This is a genomic window from Algoriphagus vanfongensis DSM 17529, from assembly GCF_000429465.1.
Taxonomy (GTDB): Bacteria; Bacteroidota; Bacteroidia; order Cytophagales; family Cyclobacteriaceae; genus Algoriphagus; species Algoriphagus vanfongensis.
Genome location: NZ_AUBX01000001.1, coordinates 64,486 through 82,672 on the forward strand (window position 1 = coordinate 64,486; position 18,187 = coordinate 82,672).

Below are 18,187 nucleotides of genomic sequence, written 5' to 3' on the forward strand. Positions count from 1 at the left end.
ATTGATGTTTTATGGTTCCCGGGTTTAAGCCAGCATGGTTTACCTCACCCCTCCCTCTCTTTCAGGAGAGAGCGATCGGCACTGCTCCACATGGAGGATAAGAATTGAGTTAGTTAGTCGTTCCCGAATCGCATGTCTTCGAATCTTCACTTCTTGATTAAGCTCTCGGGATTTTCGTATTCAATAACTATAAGACATATGCAAGAAAAGGAATTTTAGATACAAAAAAATACCCAGTACTGGGTATTTATTGTAGGAAAAGAGAAAAAATAAGGATCATAAGCCATTTTATAGGTCCTTGACTAAATCCGTCCTTGAAAAGGAGAAACCTTTTATTCTACAGCTACTCTTTTAGAATCATCACACTTGAGCATTTAACTTCAGTTCTGGTGATGCAAACACGTATTTTTTCTAAAAAAGAAAGCCTATTTTAGTAGACTTTCCACTTTTTATGTATCCTAAATTTTTCATTATGAAAACCCTTATTATCCCTACCCACATTGGAACAGAAATTCAGATACCTGATGACTATCCTATTCCTCCAGTGGGAGCTTTTTTTTGGATCAATTTCCATCGGTTCACCCCGCCGGATGAATGGGAGCCAGTAAGAAGAGTTTTGGAAGTCAACTCCCTCAGTGTATCGGTGATAGATAGAGACAGAATCTATCTGCAGGAAGGATCTATCAATCCTGATGTAGAGGATTCCCTTAAAATATTCCGTCGCTACTGGGAGAAAAATCCGGATACCCGACCGCCTGGGTTTTGATAGAAACTGCGTTCATTTAACACGAATCTTTCAGTCTCGTTTTTCACCTAATATCAAATGACCAAGAATATTATAGGGATTCCAAGTATCCCGCCAGTTGGAAAAGTGCTAGCAATAGCTAGAAATATGGTAATCAGCTATTTCAAAGGATAATTCTGTATCTCCATTGGTAAAAGCAACTACTGCCATCCCTGCATTCTTAGCAGCTAACATTCCCGAATACGAATCTTCAATGACCAAGCAGTTCGCTGGTGCTACATTGAGTTTCTTGGCTGTGGTAAGATATACTGCCGGGTGAGGCTTCCCCTTCTCTTCCGTTTCTGCAGAAGAAACTGTATCAAACAAATGAGTGATCTGCAATCTTTCCAATACAGTAGGAATAATGACCAGGGGAGAATTCGTAGCCAACCCAATTTTGAATTTTTGACTTCTCAGATCTTCCAGAAAATCTTTAACTCCTGGTATCAGACAGTCTTCGCATTCAATTAACTCAGAAACCCTGCGGATTACCTGTTGCTCTGTTTCTCTCAAGATTGTTCCTTTCCATGGAAATCTTTCAAACCAAAAGTGAGCGACCTCAGAAGTGGTCATGGATTCGGTAACTCTGGAATTTTCCAGTGTCACCTCCACCCCTAAAGCAGAAAAGACCTCCCTTTCTGCTTGCTTCCAGATCTTCTCCGTATCAATGATGACACCGTCCATATCGAATATGACAGCCTCTTTCCCTAGTAGGCTTGCTTGAATGCTCATAAAATCAAAAAAGTTATTTTTTCAAAATACTAAGGTATTCAGTCCAAGGCCCCACCTCATTGGAATACTGCTTGGCCATCACTCTGGAAATCTGAGCGATATGTCCGGATCTTGCTGAAAATATGGAAACCTAATCCGGCCTGCATATTCTTGAAGTTTTATTAAATCTGTCCTAACTATTGGGGAACGCTTAGTTTAATCATTTATAGATTCTATGGAAGTGATTTCGAATTTGCAACCCCAGGAATACCTGAGTTGTGGCCAGGTTATTAGATTACAGCAGTTTAATCTCTTTCCCGAAACAACCACACGACTTCCATTAGTGAAATTTTGGTTTGGATTACATGGAATCAATGTCGTTTCATTTGATTTAGAATACCCCTCTTTATCAAAATAATTTTGATCAATATCTATAAACCAATAATCTAAATTTTGTTCTAAATTTTGAATATGTACGATTTTCCCTTGTCTGTTTTCAAGGATTTCAATCACCGATTCTCCTTCACCACAGGCTATCCCGCATTGGGAATGGCTTTCCTCTTGCACACAGCCTGCAACAATCCATAAACAGCACAGGGGGAATAAATACAGTAAACTTTTCATAGCGGTATGATTTTGTTAAACATTTTGGATATACGCTACTTTGCCAGTAATAAGCTAAAACTAGTATTCGGAGCTGGAAACCATGTCGAAAACGATACATCGGTCTTCGGTCTTCCAGCCCAAATGTCAATGAATATTCGTTTACTTGTAGAAAATCGTATATACAGATATAACTAAATTCCTTTATTGATTTTTTAAGTAGTTCAATTGAATTCTTCCATATGCCATATCGGCCGGTAAGTGCCCGATTCTACAGGGGCGTTTTACTTCTCCTGAAAACTGTACCCGCACAGAGTCATATACACCTTTTTTCTTCAGACGTTCATACTCTTCCCCAATTTCGCTTTCATTGCATACAATAAATACCCTCCTACAGTTGCCACAGTTTGGAGTCAATTGAACTATCCAAAATCTGTTGTTGTATTCGTCATAATCAAAAAATTCATCCACTAATTCTGGATGCTTATAAAACAGCTCACCTGTCATCTGTTCTTTGATCGTGATTCCATACACATCCTCAAACTCCTGATTTGGTATTGAATAGACTCCTTCTGACTCACAACCACAATCGGGAATTGAGTCATCAGAACAAGCACCAGACAAAATCATAAACCCTATGATAATTACAAATTTTAATAATTCTTCCACATACCTTGCTATAAAAAACAATATGCGGTTACATTTTTCCCCATATATACCCAGAAATTTCATAATAAAATCAAAATAGTTAGTTCATCTCAAATTCGATAGATGTATCAATAGGAACTTCAAATTCCTCAATAGCTGCGAAATCAGTAAAAGACGAGAAATACTTCCCTTTATCCATAGGTTGATTTTCCTGTCGGTAGGACCAAAAAAAACCAAATATCATCTCCCGCTTTCCGTGGGGTGGCATTTTAGTTGGCGGAAGATTAATTGTCGCAAAATTGAGCTGGTTTTTCAGATCGTAAGGTTTCCCGATTGGACTCATAGTCTCCGATTCTATTTTATATACCAAAAGAAAATCTTCTCTTTCGTAAAACTGTGTAAAGAGCCGTACATAATCACTCCGTGAAAAATACAGGGTGTCCTCAGTATGATTGATAAGGTCTAAGCCTATCGAAAAGTCCTCGCCGGCATTTAAGGAATTGGTTCTTTCACCCAATTCGTTGAAAACAACCAATTTAAATTCCAGAAAAACCCGGATACCCGACCACCTGGGTTTTGATAGAAACAGCATTCCTTTAAGACTATATCGCCCTCCGAAGTGGTTTTTGGAACAAGTGACTTTTCTTGTTTTCGACAAACAAACGTTATTCTTAGGTTAGTTTCGATCAAATTAACTACTTTATGCTCAAGTCATTGAAAAGCAATAAAAAAGCGAACCAATCAGACAGTTTACAAAAAACAGAAGCTAACCTATCCCAAACCATGAAGGAATACCAAAGCCCAAAAGACCGAAAATACACGAAGGAATTGTTGGAATCAGCACCAAAGGAATCGGCAGCATTTATGAATCTCAAGCATACCGCAGAGAGAACAAATGGATTGATACCTGTGAAGTACCGGGAATTGATGTCTGTAGCGGTAGCGCTGACTACTCAATGTGCCTATTGCATGGAATCTCATATCCAAAACGCAAAAAATGCAGGTGCCACCAAAGAGGAAATCGCTGAAGCAGTCTTTATCGCTTCGGCTATCCGCGCGGGAGGTGCTGTAGGAAATGGACTACTCGCCATGAAAATCTTTGACGAGGTATAAACTATTTCGCATGTACTTGGAAAAGTGAAAACGACAGGAATCCTAAAGTAGTGACAGTTACGTCGGTGTAAGTGAATGGAATTTTAAACTCTACCCTATTAGACTTTCCAAGTTTTGAAGTGCCCATTTTTCCAAATCGCATTAAAAGATTTTGCATCGGTCTTCTGAACTGGCACTTCCCTACCTGCATAACCAATTCAGCATTTATACCATCGATCCAACTAGGATGCTCATCCGATCTCTGATCGTACGAGCATTGAAGGGGGCATGGTGGAAACATCATTGTTTGGACTCTGGATCTTAGGTATCAGGATATACTCTTCTTAGTTGAGAATTCGGCGTTAAAAGTCGAGTGCTTTGGAAGCTAAATAAGAACTGAAGACAAGGCTAAAACTAGAATAGATGCCTTGCATTTTCTAATATACAATAGGTCACAAGCAATCATCACCCAATACCAATAAAGTCACTCCATTGATATATCCAACACTGTTCTGAATATAGAATTCCAAAATTCATCAACGCCTCAGAATAGATTATTTGCAAATAATTTGTAGAATTGGACAATTATCCAAATAATTAACTTATCAAATCACTTTTTTTGAATGAGATTTCTTTCAATAGCGAACTAGTTCTTATTTCTGAAATATCAGAAGGAAATGAGGGTGCTTTTCGATTTCTGTTTGATAAGTATCATCAGAGAGTATATGCTTTTTGTCTCAAGTTTGTAAAGAACCAGCAACTTGCAGAAGATATTACGCAGGAAATTTTCATCAAGCTATGGCAAGAAAAATCAAAGCTGAAAAGAATTGAAAACTGTGAAGGGTTCCTTTTCTTAATGGTAAAAAGAAGATGCATAGACCATCTAAGAAAATGTAGGCGAGACACCCAACTACTCAATCAGCTGAAAGAGGAAATTAAGACATCCTACTCCCCTATTCAAGATCTGGAAAACTCCAGATATCTTGAGAAACTAAAAAGCAAATTAAGCCCTCAGCAATTATCTGTCTTTGAATTGAGTCGAGAGAAAGGAATGACTTATCAAATGATTTCGAAAGAATTGGATATTTCAAAAAATACTGTTCGTAATCATATGGTAGAAGCCTTAAAGCATATTCGAGAATTGCTGGGCAAATCTTTTTTTACTTTTTTTTGACTTTAACTAGTCCTGTTTCTGATTCGGGTGCGACATTCTAATGAATGTAATCACTTACACCCTTGAAAAACAGTAGCCGATTCTCTATCCTTCTGGATAAATATCTCAAAAACACAATCTCGGATGAAGAGCTGTCAGAATTCTTGGACTTGCTTGAATCTGAAGATACAGAAGAAAGATTCAAGGAAAATCTAGAATTACTTTGGGAGCAGAACATTCAGGAAGAGCCTTTATCAAATGAAAAAAGTCAGGCGTTATTTGATAAAATCAATCGAAAAAAAGCTGCACACCTCACGGTACACAAGACTGTCTCAGGTAACAATCTCTGGAAGTGGTCCGCTGCCGCAGGCATTATAATTTCTCTACTAGCATCCTTTATTTACTTTTCCAGTCTTCAGGAACCTCCAACAAGTACTAAACGCATCACAGTGTTTTCCGACACGGGTGAAATCAACCACTTTCTTCTTCCTGATAGCAGTGAAGTATGGTTGAATTCCGGCTCTACAATTAGTTATGATTCTGAATTCAGGGAGAGATCCGTCATTATTGTAGGCGAGGCTTTTTTTGATGTAAAAAGAGACACTTTGAGACCGTTTTTGGTGAAATCCGAAGAGATTTTTGTAAAAGTTCTCGGTACATCTTTCAATGTAAGATCCTATCAGGAAGATGCATCAATCAATGTAACAGTAGCAACTGGAAAAGTGGGAGTAGGAAAACTAAATCAGAGCACTAACACGATTATCCCCAATCAACAATTGACTTATAAAAAATCCGAAGGAGAGTTCTCTTTTTCAGAGGTGGATGCATCCTCACTAAGCTCCTGGAAAGATGGGTATCTAGTTTTTGAAAACACCACTTTCAAAGAAGCTGCAATTACTCTAGAAAAACACTTTGGAATCCAATTTCAATTTCAAAATCAAACCATTTCCTCTTGTCGATTTACCTCAAAGTTTGATAAAAATGAAAGTCTTGATCACGTACTGGAAGTGCTTTCAAAAGTCAATGGGATAAGCTGGAAGCAAGATAAAAATAAGATCCTTTTTATTGGATCAACATGTTTGTAACCTAAACAACCGCCTATGAAATAAGCATCAAAAAATTAAAAAAGCTGTTCCGGTTGCGCCCGAAACAGCCCGCCCAAAAGGGCAAGATCCATTCAATTAAGAATAAACCTAAACTAATTCAAAACTATGAAATTATATTTATTCAGGATACCCAGAATCCTGTTAAAAATGCTTCAGGGATTTGTCATTCCCATTGAAAAATCGACTAGGCTTTCCAGCTTTACTTTTTTGCTGGTTTTGCTGAGCTTCTTAAGTCTTGCATCCGTCCATGCGACATCCCAAGATCCCGGGTTGGAAGATGTGAAGATCACAGTAGGTCTATCTGGAGAATCTTTGATCAATGCCTTTAGAAAGATTGAAGTCAGTTCTCCCTATAAGTTTTCGTACAAATTAAGTCATGTGAGCCCCTATAAAAATATCTCTCTAAAAAGGGCTGAGCGATCAATCAAGCAAACATTGGATTTAATATTAGCAAACACGGATCTGCAATATGAAAAATTAGGAGAGAGCATTGTAATCACTCCCAAGCACCAAAAGAAAGAGACTGAAACAATTTCCGTAACACAAATAGAAGATCAAGCCATCAGAATTACTGGAAAAGTGACAACTGACACTGATCCGGAAGGAATGCCGGGAGTCAATGTTCGACTAGTGGGAACACAGATAGGAACTGTAACTGATTTGGATGGGATGTATGAAATTGAGGTACCAGATGAAAATGCTGAGCTGGAGTTTTCATTCATCGGTTATCAAACAGTAAGAGAAGCTATCAATAATCGAACGGTAATAAATGTAAATCTATCTGAAATCATAAGCGGCTTGGAAGAAGTGGTTGTGGTAGGATATGGTGTAACCAAAAAAAGTGACTTGACAGGTTCAGTGGTTTCTTTAACACAAGACGATTTCACTCAAGGTGCAAATACCAATGCATTACAACTATTAAACGGAAGAGCGCCTGGAGTCACGATCAGTCAACCTAGTTCAGCACCTGGAGCTTCTACGAAAATCCAGATTCGTGGAGCTGGATCCATTAATGGAGACAACAATGCTTTAGTAGTAGTAGATGGGCTACCTGGGGTCAACCCAACTGACATCAGTCCTGATGACATTGAATCAATTGAGATTCTAAAAGATGCTTCTTCAGCTGCTATTTATGGTACAAGAGCAGCAAATGGAGTGGTTTTGATCACTACAAAAAGCGGAAAAAAGAATGAACCTGTTTTAAAATACAACATGTATTTCGGGTCACAATCTGTAGCGAAGAGGATTGATGTATTGAATGGACAGGAATACATGGAGACTCTTAATGCTATTCGTACTGAAGGAGGAGGAGATCCTATCTACACCCAAGAACAAATCAATCAAGTGGGTATAGGTACTAATTGGCAAGACGTGATATTCAACCAGAGTGCACCGGTACAAAACCATCAAATCACCATGTCTGGAGGTTCAGACAAAAGTACCTATTATGCCGGCTTGAATTATTTCAATCAACAAGGATTAGTAAAAAACTCTGATTTTAATAAACTCAACCTTAGAACTAATATTGATTTTAAGCCTAAAGAATTCCTTCGATTTAAGTTCAATATGAATTATACGAGGTCTGTTCAAAATGAAATTTTGTTTTCCAATGCGGCAAATGAAAATGCTGGCCCTATTAATTCTGCAATCCAGTTTGACCCGACATTGCCATCTGGTCTAAATGCAAATGGACAATATTACCTTAATGATTTTATTGCTTTGGATAACCCAGAGGCTTTGATCAATGGTGTTTCTGAACAGACCCTTAGAAATAGATTTTATGGGACGTTTACCACAGAGATTGAACCAGTAAAAGGATTGGTTGGCTCGATCCGACTAGGTGGAACGACCAACAGCAGTATGAATTCATCCTATAGAGATCGATCTACATTGAACGGAAGAAGCAATGGCGGGATTGGCTCTAGAAGTAGTTCAGATTATGTACAATGGTTGGCGGAGTTCTTGATTCGTTACCAGAAGGATTTTAGTGAAAACAGTAAGCTGAATGCCTTTATTGGAACCACTTTTGAAGAATTCCAAACTGTAGGAGTAGGTGCTAATTCGCGAAATTTCTTATCAGATGTCACTGGACCAAACCTTTTACAAAGTGGAGACGGCGATGAAGGAGACAATGTTAGTTCTTCCAGAAATAGAAACAGACTCAATGGCTTTTTGGGCAGAGTGAATTATGATTTCAAAGACAGATATTTATTGACACTGTCTATGAGAGCAGATGGTACTTCAAGATTCTCAGATAACAATAAATATGCTTTTTTTCCTTCTGGAGCTTTTGCCTGGAGACTATCAGATGAATCCTTTTTTCAACCTGCCACAAAAGTATTTAGCACTGTAAAAATCCGATTGGGATATGGACAGTTAGGCAATCAAGGTGTCCCTAATTTCAGCACGATTCAGACTTTGGTAGCTGGCGGTAGTGCAGCATTTGGAGATGCTATTTATCAGGGTGTTGTTCCTGCTAGACTACCTAACCCAAATTTGAAATGGGAAACTACTGAGGAAATCAACTTTGGATTAGATTTCGGTATTGCCGGTGACAGAATCAATGGCTCTGTAGATTACTTTATCAGAAACACCAAAGATCAAATTTTCAGTAAGCCGATTCCTAGTGTGGTTGGATTCACAAATATCTTGGTCAATTTCGGTGAAGCTAGAAATAGTGGACTCGAGTTCTTGATCAACTCTGTCAATGTAAATCAAAGCCAATTCAGATGGTCATCTGCACTAAACTTCTCAATTCTCAAAAATGAAGTAACTCAATTACCAGATTTCATTCCCGAAATCGTCACAGGTGGAGTGGGCACCTTTATAAATAATTACTTATTGATTAGGGAAGGAATTCCGATGCGCTCTTTTTATGGGTATGAAACAGAAGGGATATTTCAAATCGGGGAAGATATCTCTAACTCAGCGCAACCTAACGCTGAACCAGGCCATATCAAATTCAAAGATCAAAACAATGATGGTGTCATAGACTTAAATGACAGGGTCATCTTGGGAGATCCTTTTCCTGATTTCACCTTAGGTTTCAATAACAGCTTTAGCTATAAAAACTTCTCACTTGACCTATTTCTACAATGGGTAAAAGGAATAGAAACCTTGGACGCTAACGTAACAGAATCACTCTACCCTACTAATGAATATAGAAATAGGATTTCAGAGTATTTATTAAATAGATGGACTCCTGAAAACCCATCCAATAAATATCCAAGTGGAGTAAATCCAACAGCTTACGGAGGAGATTACATCATTAATTCCCTTACCGTGACTGATGCTTCTTTCTTGCGAATGAAGACAATAACCCTAGGGTACAACTTCCCAATACAGAACAAAAGAGTACTACAGAGCGCCAATGTTTTTGCAGCGGTAGATAACCTCTTCACCATCACTGATTTTAAAGGATTTGATCCTGATGCAAATGCCAGCGCCACCAATGACTTGGATAATGTAGCCAAAGTGAACTATAACAGCTACCCCTTGAGTAGGACTTTCAGATTTGGTTTATCAGTCACCTTTTAATTGAGCAAAAAATGAAAATACTATCTAAATCAATAAAAATAGGGTTAATAGCTTTGACGTTGATGTCGGGTTTGAGTAGTTGTACAGATTTCTTAGAAGAAGCTGTCTATACTGAATACGACCCTAATGAATTTCTAAAGGACAAATCAGGAGTCGATGCTTTATTGACCGGAGCATATTCTAGATCAAGAATAATTTCTTACGATCACAGGAACTACACTTATTTACTAAATGAGTTTTGTACAGATGTTTCATTTGAAACCGGAGGAGGTTTGGAAGCTGTAGCTGCACCTTTCATCCAATTTACGTGGCCCGTGAATAATGGGATTTTGAATGGTCAATGGAACAAAATGTATAGTGCGATAGCAAGTGCAAATACAGTTTTAATTGTTGCAGCACAATTGGACGGTCTTTCTGAATCAGAATTGAATGCGATTAGAGGTGAAGCCAGATTTATAAGAGCATCCTCTTACTATTACCTCTACAATTTATTCGGACCAACACCAATTATTGAAATTCCTGAAGGAGCAACTCCAGACGAAATAGAATCAATTGGACAGGAGACACCTCGAGCCAGTAAAGAAGAGTTCTTCAATTATGTGATTGGGGATTTAGAATTTGCAGCCGAAAATTTACCCACTGAGGAGACATTGATTGGAAGAGCTACCAAGGGAGCAGCCTTAGGCTATCTGATGAAATTATATCTCAATGATAAGAACTGGGAAATGGCTTCTGCGACTGCTCAAAAAATAATGGACTTGGGGCATTATAGTCTATATGAAGATTATTCAGCATTATTCTCAGTCAATGGAGAACAAAACAATGAATTTATCTTCAGAGCACCTTGCCTTCCTCAGGCAGGATATCAGAATAATTACATGGCACATGCATTTCCCCCAGGTTACCCGATATTGGATACCTGGGCTAACTATGGAGCGCAATTCAGAACTTACACTGCATTCTATGAAACTTTTGAAGAGAATGATAAAAGAAGGGAACTGTTTGTCACTGACTACATAGACTTGACAGGTAAAGAAATCAAGCTTATTTATAAAGAGGACGGAAGTCCTGCTGATAATGTAAGAAGCTTCAAGTATTGGCCTGACCCCAACGGAATTGGAGAAAACCATGGAAACGATATTGTATATATCAGATACGCGGACGTCTTATTGACAAAGGCAGAAGCATTGAACGAAATCAACGGACCTAATTCTGAAAGTATTGAGCTGTTAAATCAAGTAAGGTCTAGAGCAGGTATAGATGAAGTCACATTAACAGACTATCCTACAAAAGAGAGTCTACGTGACTTCATTTTAGAGGAAAGAGGAAGAGAGTTTTATACAGAAGGATTGAGAAGAGAAGATCTGATCAGACATGGTAAATTCATTTCGAGTGCCCAATCAAGAGGACACAATGCTATGGATTATCAGGTATTATACCCAATCCCACTTCAACAATTGGACACCAATCCAAATCTAGCACAGAATCCAGGGTATTAATCAGAGAAGCCCGGTTGATTACCCGGGCTTTTTTTACTCAACTATTTCATGAATAAAGATAAAGTAAAAGCAAACCTGCACTGGATTCTGAAAAGACTAGTAGTATTTGTATTTGTAGGTCTCTCTTTAAAGGGAAATGCTCAGGATGGATCGAAAACAATTAAATCAAGTGAAGACCTCAACATTGTTTTAATCCATGTTGATGATCTAGGATGGACAGATTTAGGGGTATTTGGAAGTGACTTTTATGAAACTCCATATATTGATAAATTAGCAGAGCAAGGATTAAGATTTACCAACTCCTATGCAGCAGCAGCCATCTGCTCACCTACAAGGGCGGCTCTATTAACCGGTAAATATCCGGCAAGGACTGGAATTACTGACTGGATTAGGGCAAGGTTCCAAGGAGGGATTATTCCCGAGGATGGTCAAAACCCAAGTGGGTATGATGAAAATGAAGATAAGCCCTTACGAACGCCTCAAAATTATCTATACATGCCTTTAGAAGAAGTGACGATTGCGGAACTTCTAAAAGAAAGAGGATATAAGACAGCTCATATAGGCAAATGGCACCTTGGTCCCGACGACTATTTTCCGGAACATCAAGGTTTCGACATCAACATTGGAGGTTGTGATTTGGGACAACCACCGAGTTATTTTGACCCATATCTTCCATTTAATGGAAATCCCGAATATGTCATGCCTAATCTCGAACCAAGGAAAGAGGGAGAATATTTAACTGACCGGGAGGGAGATGAAGCAGTTGAATTTATTCGAAAGCATCAGAAGGAACCGTTCTTTATCCACTGGGCTACATACACTGTCCATACTCCGCTGATGGGAAAAGAAGTCCTGGTTGAAAAGTATAAAAATAAGACTCCTGGAAATCAAACCAATCCCACCTATGGGGCAATGGTCGAAAGTTTAGATGACAATATTGGAAAATTGATTGAAGCTCTAGATGAATTAGGAATAGCGGATAAAACTCTCGTGATTTTCACTTCCGATAATGGCGGATTAATCAATAATCCCGAAAATCCGGTAACAAATAATACTCCCCTCAGGTCCCAAAAAGGATATCCTTATGAAGGGGGAATTCGGGTTCCAACTATTATGCGATGGCCAGGGAAAATTCCAGCGGGGGTTGTGACTGAATCTCCGTTGATTACTATGGATATGTTACCGACCATTCTGAGTTTAGTTGACGGTTCTGTAGATGAATCGAAGTGGGATGGTATGGACTATTCCACATTTATACAAAAACCAACAGTTCCAATGGAACGAGACTTGTATTGGTATTTTCCTCATTATCGAGGAGAAGATGTGGTACCCTATGCTATTATCCGATCTGGTGATTTCAAGTACATCCGTTATTTTGATGAAAGGAATGGTGAATTGTATAATTTGAAAGAAGATCTTGGAGAAACCATTAATTTATATCTCCAAAATTCAAGTTTAGTTAAAGAATTAGATCAAAAGTTAGATAATTGGCTGGAAGAAACCAAAGCAAGATTGCCTCAACGTAAATAATTATTAAAGCCTCTCAAATGAGAGGCTTTCTTTGAATAAAACACGTAATACATAGAGGAAACAATATAGTAGAGCAAGCTGTACATTCTACATTTTCTCAATGTCCTCCCTATCCATCCTCGTCTTAATTGCTAAAATATAAATAAGAATGGATGAAGCAGAGATGCTCCTTAGTTCATCACTATGAAAAGAAAAAACTATTGTCATTTAACAGATGGTGTAGCCCTAAAAAGAAGTCAAGCCTATCAATGCTCGATTGACAGGCAAAAAGAATATTAAATGACTAATTCACAATTATTAAGTTAAAACTGAAAGCCTATTAACAATCCTTTAGTTAAAAAGAAATAAGCCCTATTTCCCGCTATAGAAAGCATTCCTAGGTTTGAGAAATTCAAACTTTAAAACACTCATTATGAAAGCTTTTCTAATCTCTCTATCTCTGCTATTCTTTGCTAATGTTCCTCTTGTAAGTCAGGGGCAAGACAAGCCAAAAAAAACCTACACACTGGGAGTAGGTACCTCCATAGATGCAATGAATCATTTGTATGGCATTAATATCTCCAATGAATTCAACTGGAGGCTTGGCAAAAGGACATCATTCAATGCCGGCATTTCCTACTACCAATCTCTGGGTAGCTATGAGGAATCGAAACTCGAACTAGGACAAAAAAATCAGGAACAATCATCAGGATTGTTTATTACTCCCTCCTTGAAATATGACCTGATCCAAAGACCATCTGGCTTTATCTTGTCAATTGCAGCCGGCCCATCTTTGCAGCTTGGAGGCGAGACTTTTCTTTTCAATCCTTACTATGACGGGACATTGCCAGAAACCCAGACATATGCCACCAATAAATATCAACGAATAGGTCTACACCTGGAATTGGAAGCGGAATGGAAATCAAAAAATCCAAACAGGAGAAACGCAGTGAGTCTTTCAGCATATGGAGCAAATAACGCCATGCCTTGGTATCTCCATGCTACGTATAAAATGAGGTTCAAATTAGGGAAGTAAGCTTTCTTCCAAAGAAACGATCGCAAGATGACCAAACAAAAGCATACTGTAGCTAATTTCACAGGTGCTTCAAAGGATAAAAATCAATAGGAAATAAAATTAAAATCAAGAGCTATAACTATCTTGATTATTAGATTTTGTTAAAAGTAGAATTGGTAAACTTATAGATAGTGTACAGAGAAATAACTCCAGATTGTAATTTACAGGATACAATTCATAATTATTGGGAATTGAAGGCTGGACCATTAGACTATGGGTGGGAACGCATTTTTCCAGATGGATGCCTTGGCTTAGTAATGAATTTAGGAAAAGAGTGCCTGACTGATAACGGCTCAGTAACAATGGAACACGGTAAAACCTATGCAGTTGGAGCTATGACATCTTTCAAAGAAAGCTTAATAGAAGAAAATACTCATCTTATTGGAGTTTGTTTTAAACCTGCTGCGTTTTCAACCTTTTTCTCTTATGTAGCATTAAGTGAAATTAAAAATAAAACTGTGCAGTTTGATCAGAATATATCTTTTAACAGAGACGAGTTTTTAAAAAACAACTTCAATTATTTAGACAAGTTTTTTAACTACAAAAAAGGCTATACCAATCATCAGCTATGCACTATAGCAGATATCATTTGGGCCTCCAAAGGCCAATCAACTATTGAAAACATATCAAAACAAAATGGAATTTCGACAAGGCAATTGGAAAGAATTTTTAAAAAATTCGTAGGATTGACACCAAAAGAATTCTCCGACATAATTCGATTTCAAAATGCATTTGACCAAATAACTTCCAAGACTAAGGATAAGTCTCTATTAGATATTGCTCTTGAATGTGGCTATTACGACCATTCGCATCTCACCAATGTCATAAAAAAACAAACAGGCTACTTACCTTCAGAAATTTAAAATGTCGTTTTTTTCCAAAGCAAATCATTCGTCTAACCCCTATTATTGCTGAGAATTTAATAAAATATCAAGATGAGAAGTATAAAACTATTTATCGCAACCAGTTTAGACGGCTATATCTCGCAACCAAATGACGACCTCAGTTTCTTGAAACTTGTTGAAAAAGAAGGTGAAGATTATGGCTACGATCAATTTACCAGAACAATTGACACGATTATAATTGGCCGTAAAACCTATGATTATGTAGAAAAAGAAATTGGTGCTTCACATTATGATAATGGAAATAGAGATGTCTATGTAATAACAAGAACAAAACGTGCTAGTAAAGGCCGAATAAAATTTTATACAGGTAGTTTGAAAGATCTAGTAAACAAGCTTAAAAATGAAAAGGGAAAAGATATTTATTGTGATGGCGGAGCTGAAGTGATCAACGAACTTCTTAAAAATGATCTTATTGATGAATTAACCATTTCTATTGTACCCATTCTCCTTGGCACTGGCACCAATTTGTTCAAAGAAGGTATACCAATGCGAGTATTGGAATTGGTCAGTGCAAAAACATATGAAACGGGTTTAGTTCAATTGTATTACAAAAGAAAGGAATCAAATAATCGGTAAGTCTACTATCTGAGTAGAAATTTTAGAAAGTCAACACGCCTAATTTTACCGCCTTTTTAAAATCAAAACAGATAAAAATTATGCTTCAACCTTCAAGTTAAATCTGACAACCTGAAAACAATTGGTTGCAAAGCAGACACTATTAAAATTAACCTAGATATAATTGTAATTACACTTACCTATGATCACCGAAATTTGAAACCTCTGAATATTAACCAAGTAGCCAAAACTAATTCAAAAACCGCAGTCGGTAGATTCATCAATATGTAGGTTGCTGAAATAACTTTTAATAGTTGAAACAGGATAAGCACACTAGCCAAACAGGAAAAGCCTGTTCCAACAATCCCAATCCAGATTAACCAGGCAGGCAATAGTTTGTTTCTTAATAAGGCGGTGAACAGTGCAAAATTCCCCGCCCCTAGCGCCAAGATCATCCACCCGTGATTGATCAAGTCACGGGTTTGCTTCAGTGTCTCACCCACCCCTAACCAAATCGCGCCTGAAGGCATATTAAAGGCAAGGTATTGTTGAGACCAGATCAATAACGTCCCCAGTAAAACAATTCCCAACAAATTCAATCCAATGGCTAAGAATCTAAACCCAAATGCAGCCAGTGCTAACTTAGGAGCCTTAGTTTTGATTTTGGGATAAAATAAAATCATGATGCCTGCGTAAAAGCAGCTCATTAAAAACTGGAAAAGAGCTGCCCAGACCGACTGGTTGGCGTTTTCTGCAATAAGGTAAATATACTCATTTGAGTCAACAGCAGGAGCCACGCTGAGCAATCCTGCTACAAATGAGCCAAAAATCATCCATCCGATGAGCCTGGAATCTTTGGTAGAATAAATCATGTAGGAAATTGTATTAATAGAATAAACAGCTGGATGCAAACCGACCCCTCAACTCCAATCAGTTCATTCCCAGCAACAACTCCTCAAAAGTAGTTCGGTTAAAAGGCGAAAAATTGTAAAAAATAGTCAATCTCTCCGGTCTTTATAAACCGTTATCTATTCTGTTGCAGTTGATCAAATAACTGCTGAATCTCTGTCAAATCAGGTTCTTGCTTCATCCAGTGGACCCGTTCGTTTTGAGTGGCCATCCAACGAAATAGCCAACTCACACCCCATTTTTGAAAGTAGTTATCCTCTTGTCTATAAACTTGATCAAGTAGAGACTCATCATAACTAACAATCTGATAGCCATCTATTCTCAGCGCCGAAACCAGATGATGGATGTAATCCGCATTGATGGAATTATCATGGCAAAGATAGATGTGACTAATAGGCCTACCATAGATTTCTACAGCCATCCTTTCGAAGAAACCCAACAACTCCATCGTTTTAATTACATAAAGCTGACCGATTTTCTTTGCTTTATCATGCTCTCCAATTTCCAAATAATAGCGATAAACTGCATCATACATCCAGTCTGAACTTTCAATAGTAAATGGTGCAATCTCATCCCCTCTATCTGATAAATAGGCTTTGATATGCACATGTTGTAAAGAGTCTTTTCCTAGATCATTGAAAGGAAAGCGAAAGGAATCAATAGACTTCTTATGAAGAATTGCTAAAGAATCAGATAGTTTCTCCCCCTTTTGGATATCATCAATAAAGCGGGCATACCCGACCTCCGAATAGCGTAAATGTGAAAAACTGTGGTTCCCCAAATTGGAATTCTGATGGGTAATCCAACGCTCCAACAGTTCTATATTTTTCTTTATACTTTCATTTTGGAACACCTTACTCTCATTGAAGAAAACGGTAAACGGAACGTCAAGGGAATCCAATCTGTCCAAAAAGATTGATCGAAACCCATCGTCGCGATATTTTTGAGTATTAGGTACATCATCGATTGTAATGGAAATCGTTTTTTGCTGTCCCTTGGCTCCGATGCACAGCAAACCAAAAACTGTCAATAAAACTAGCCTATACATACAAATTGTCTATTCCTTAAAACTTTCAATAATATGTGCGTTTACCCAATAAATGTCCTGCTTGCTTGTATAGAAGAAATACTTTCCGTCCCGGCTTACAAAGGGACATAGTTCATGTCCAGATGTATTGATCTTATCTCCCATATTTTTTGCTTGGCTCCAATTCCCATTTTGGTCCTGAAAACTGATATACAGGTCACCTTCACCTAATCCCCCGGGTCTAATGGAGCAAAATATCATATAGGATTCATCCGGAGAAATAAAGATATCTGCTTCATAGGCAGCGCTATTAATCTGCGGAGGCAGAATTTGGGCAAACAGATACCCTTCATTTACTCTTGTGGATTTATAGATGTTAAAGTCACGGGGCATTTTTTGATCCAGACTCCGATTGGAAGAAAAATAGATGGTTTCATTGGCTGTAAAGGACATGTAATATTCGTTAGCTAGAGAGTTCACGGCAGTATCCAGGGCAATCATTTCTGGATTCCAACCGTTAGATCCCCGCTGGATATACCAAATATCATAGTCTGGCTTTTTGCTTTCACTGTCTAACCCTCTATTGGATATAAAATAAAGCCGGGACTCATCCTGTGAAAGGAAAGGATCATTGCAGCTGTACCCCTTTCCTCCAACCAGCAAGCTAGGAGTAGTCCAATTTCCTAACGAATCCATGCTAGTCCACCACACCTCTGCAACACCGTGTACATCTACCCCAAAGTAAAATTCACTTGCTTCAGTATTAAATACTGAGCCGAATTCAGATCGGTCTTTACTAGAAATTGTACCGGGAGAAAAAATTTCAGGAGTTAGACCTGGAGCCTTTTGAGAGTAATATTTAAAGCTATCCTGAGCAAGTGTATAATTTCCGTTTGTAGCCAGGAATACCAACAGTCCCAAGCAAATTCCTACCCTGAGACAATCGGTGAACAGTGTCCTGTTCTTCATCCTAAAACTTCCCATGTCTTTTCCCCTAATATTCATCTAAATTTTTGGATATTGTAATTTTATATTTCGTTAAAACCCACCCAAAACCACTTTCCTGATAAAGAT

At 38.0% G+C, this 18,187-nt stretch carries 17 protein-coding genes; 10 read left to right on the forward strand and 7 right to left on the reverse strand.

The features are described 5' to 3' along the window. The first annotated feature begins 472 nt into the window (after nucleotides 1-472). Nucleotides 473-766, forward strand: a complete 294-nt coding sequence (locus tag G460_RS0100290; RefSeq protein ID WP_157366821.1) for a hypothetical protein — start codon at nucleotides 473-475, stop codon at nucleotides 764-766. A gap of 108 nt (nucleotides 767-874) precedes the next feature. On the opposite strand, the gene hxpB is transcribed toward G460_RS0100290, so the two are convergent. The 4 genes from hxpB to G460_RS0100310 form a co-directional block, all read right to left on the reverse strand. Beyond that, nucleotides 875-1,516: a hexitol phosphatase HxpB gene (gene hxpB / locus G460_RS0100295; protein WP_035463639.1), complete on the reverse strand. Its 642-nt coding sequence runs from the start codon at nucleotides 1,514-1,516 to the stop codon at nucleotides 875-877. 195 nt (nucleotides 1,517-1,711) lie between these two features. Further along, nucleotides 1,712-2,119, reverse strand: a complete 408-nt coding sequence (locus G460_RS23125; protein WP_157366822.1) for a hypothetical protein — start codon at nucleotides 2,117-2,119, stop codon at nucleotides 1,712-1,714. Between the two features lie 183 nt (nucleotides 2,120-2,302). Further along, on the reverse strand, nucleotides 2,303-2,830 hold the full coding sequence (locus G460_RS22485) for a hypothetical protein (protein ID WP_051315837.1): 528 nt from the start codon (nucleotides 2,828-2,830) through the stop codon (nucleotides 2,303-2,305). Nucleotides 2,831-2,846: 16 nt separating this feature from the next. Next, nucleotides 2,847-3,338: a hypothetical protein gene (locus tag G460_RS0100310; protein ID WP_026953512.1), complete on the reverse strand. Its 492-nt coding sequence runs from the start codon at nucleotides 3,336-3,338 to the stop codon at nucleotides 2,847-2,849. Between the two features lie 191 nt (nucleotides 3,339-3,529). Here G460_RS0100310 and G460_RS0100315 point away from each other — a divergent pair, with 191 nt between their 5' ends. The 9 genes from G460_RS0100315 to G460_RS0100355 all read left to right on the forward strand — a co-directional run bounded on the left by G460_RS0100315 (nucleotide 3,530) and on the right by G460_RS0100355 (nucleotide 15,198). After that, a complete protein-coding gene (locus G460_RS0100315; protein WP_026953513.1) occupies nucleotides 3,530-3,859 on the forward strand; it encodes a carboxymuconolactone decarboxylase family protein in 330 nt (109 codons plus the stop codon). A 598-nt stretch (nucleotides 3,860-4,457) separates the two neighbouring features. Further along, nucleotides 4,458-5,012 (forward strand): RNA polymerase sigma factor, encoded by a 555-nt coding sequence (locus G460_RS23495; RefSeq protein ID WP_026953514.1) that lies wholly within the window; start codon nucleotides 4,458-4,460, stop codon nucleotides 5,010-5,012. Nucleotides 5,013-5,074: 62 nt separating this feature from the next. Then, complete coding sequence (locus tag G460_RS22490) at nucleotides 5,075-6,076, forward strand: FecR family protein (protein WP_051315838.1); 1,002 nt, start codon at nucleotides 5,075-5,077, stop codon at nucleotides 6,074-6,076. A 126-nt stretch (nucleotides 6,077-6,202) separates the two neighbouring features. Further along, on the forward strand, nucleotides 6,203-9,634 hold the full coding sequence (locus G460_RS0100330) for a TonB-dependent receptor (protein WP_026953515.1): 3,432 nt from the start codon (nucleotides 6,203-6,205) through the stop codon (nucleotides 9,632-9,634). An 11-nt stretch (nucleotides 9,635-9,645) separates the two neighbouring features. Further along, the gene (locus G460_RS0100335) at nucleotides 9,646-11,133 is read left to right on the forward strand and encodes a RagB/SusD family nutrient uptake outer membrane protein (protein ID WP_026953516.1); all 1,488 of its coding nucleotides are present in this window, start codon (nucleotides 9,646-9,648) and stop codon (nucleotides 11,131-11,133) included. Between the two features lie 48 nt (nucleotides 11,134-11,181). Next, nucleotides 11,182-12,663 (forward strand): sulfatase, encoded by a 1,482-nt coding sequence (locus tag G460_RS21070; protein ID WP_035463643.1) that lies wholly within the window; start codon nucleotides 11,182-11,184, stop codon nucleotides 12,661-12,663. Nucleotides 12,664-13,075: 412 nt separating this feature from the next. Next, nucleotides 13,076-13,678, forward strand: a complete 603-nt coding sequence (locus G460_RS0100345) for a hypothetical protein (protein WP_026953517.1) — start codon at nucleotides 13,076-13,078, stop codon at nucleotides 13,676-13,678. A 170-nt stretch (nucleotides 13,679-13,848) separates the two neighbouring features. After that, nucleotides 13,849-14,580, forward strand: a complete 732-nt coding sequence (locus G460_RS0100350; protein ID WP_211226723.1) for a helix-turn-helix domain-containing protein — start codon at nucleotides 13,849-13,851, stop codon at nucleotides 14,578-14,580. 72 nt (nucleotides 14,581-14,652) lie between these two features. Then, nucleotides 14,653-15,198 (forward strand): dihydrofolate reductase family protein, encoded by a 546-nt coding sequence (locus tag G460_RS0100355; RefSeq protein WP_026953519.1) that lies wholly within the window; start codon nucleotides 14,653-14,655, stop codon nucleotides 15,196-15,198. 185 nt (nucleotides 15,199-15,383) lie between these two features. Here G460_RS0100355 and G460_RS21075 read toward each other — a convergent pair whose 3' ends face one another. The 3 genes from G460_RS21075 to G460_RS0100370 form a co-directional block, all read right to left on the reverse strand. Then, a complete protein-coding gene (locus tag G460_RS21075) occupies nucleotides 15,384-16,049 on the reverse strand; it encodes a DUF4386 domain-containing protein (protein WP_051315840.1) in 666 nt (221 codons plus the stop codon). 152 nt (nucleotides 16,050-16,201) lie between these two features. Further along, nucleotides 16,202-17,134, reverse strand: coding sequence for a polysaccharide deacetylase family protein (locus G460_RS21080; RefSeq protein ID WP_051315841.1), 933 nt, complete (start codon nucleotides 17,132-17,134; stop codon nucleotides 16,202-16,204). Between the two features lie 9 nt (nucleotides 17,135-17,143). Continuing rightward, nucleotides 17,144-18,118, reverse strand: coding sequence for a TolB-like translocation protein (locus G460_RS0100370; RefSeq protein ID WP_051315842.1), 975 nt, complete (start codon nucleotides 18,116-18,118; stop codon nucleotides 17,144-17,146). Between the last annotated feature and the right edge of the window lie 69 nt (nucleotides 18,119-18,187).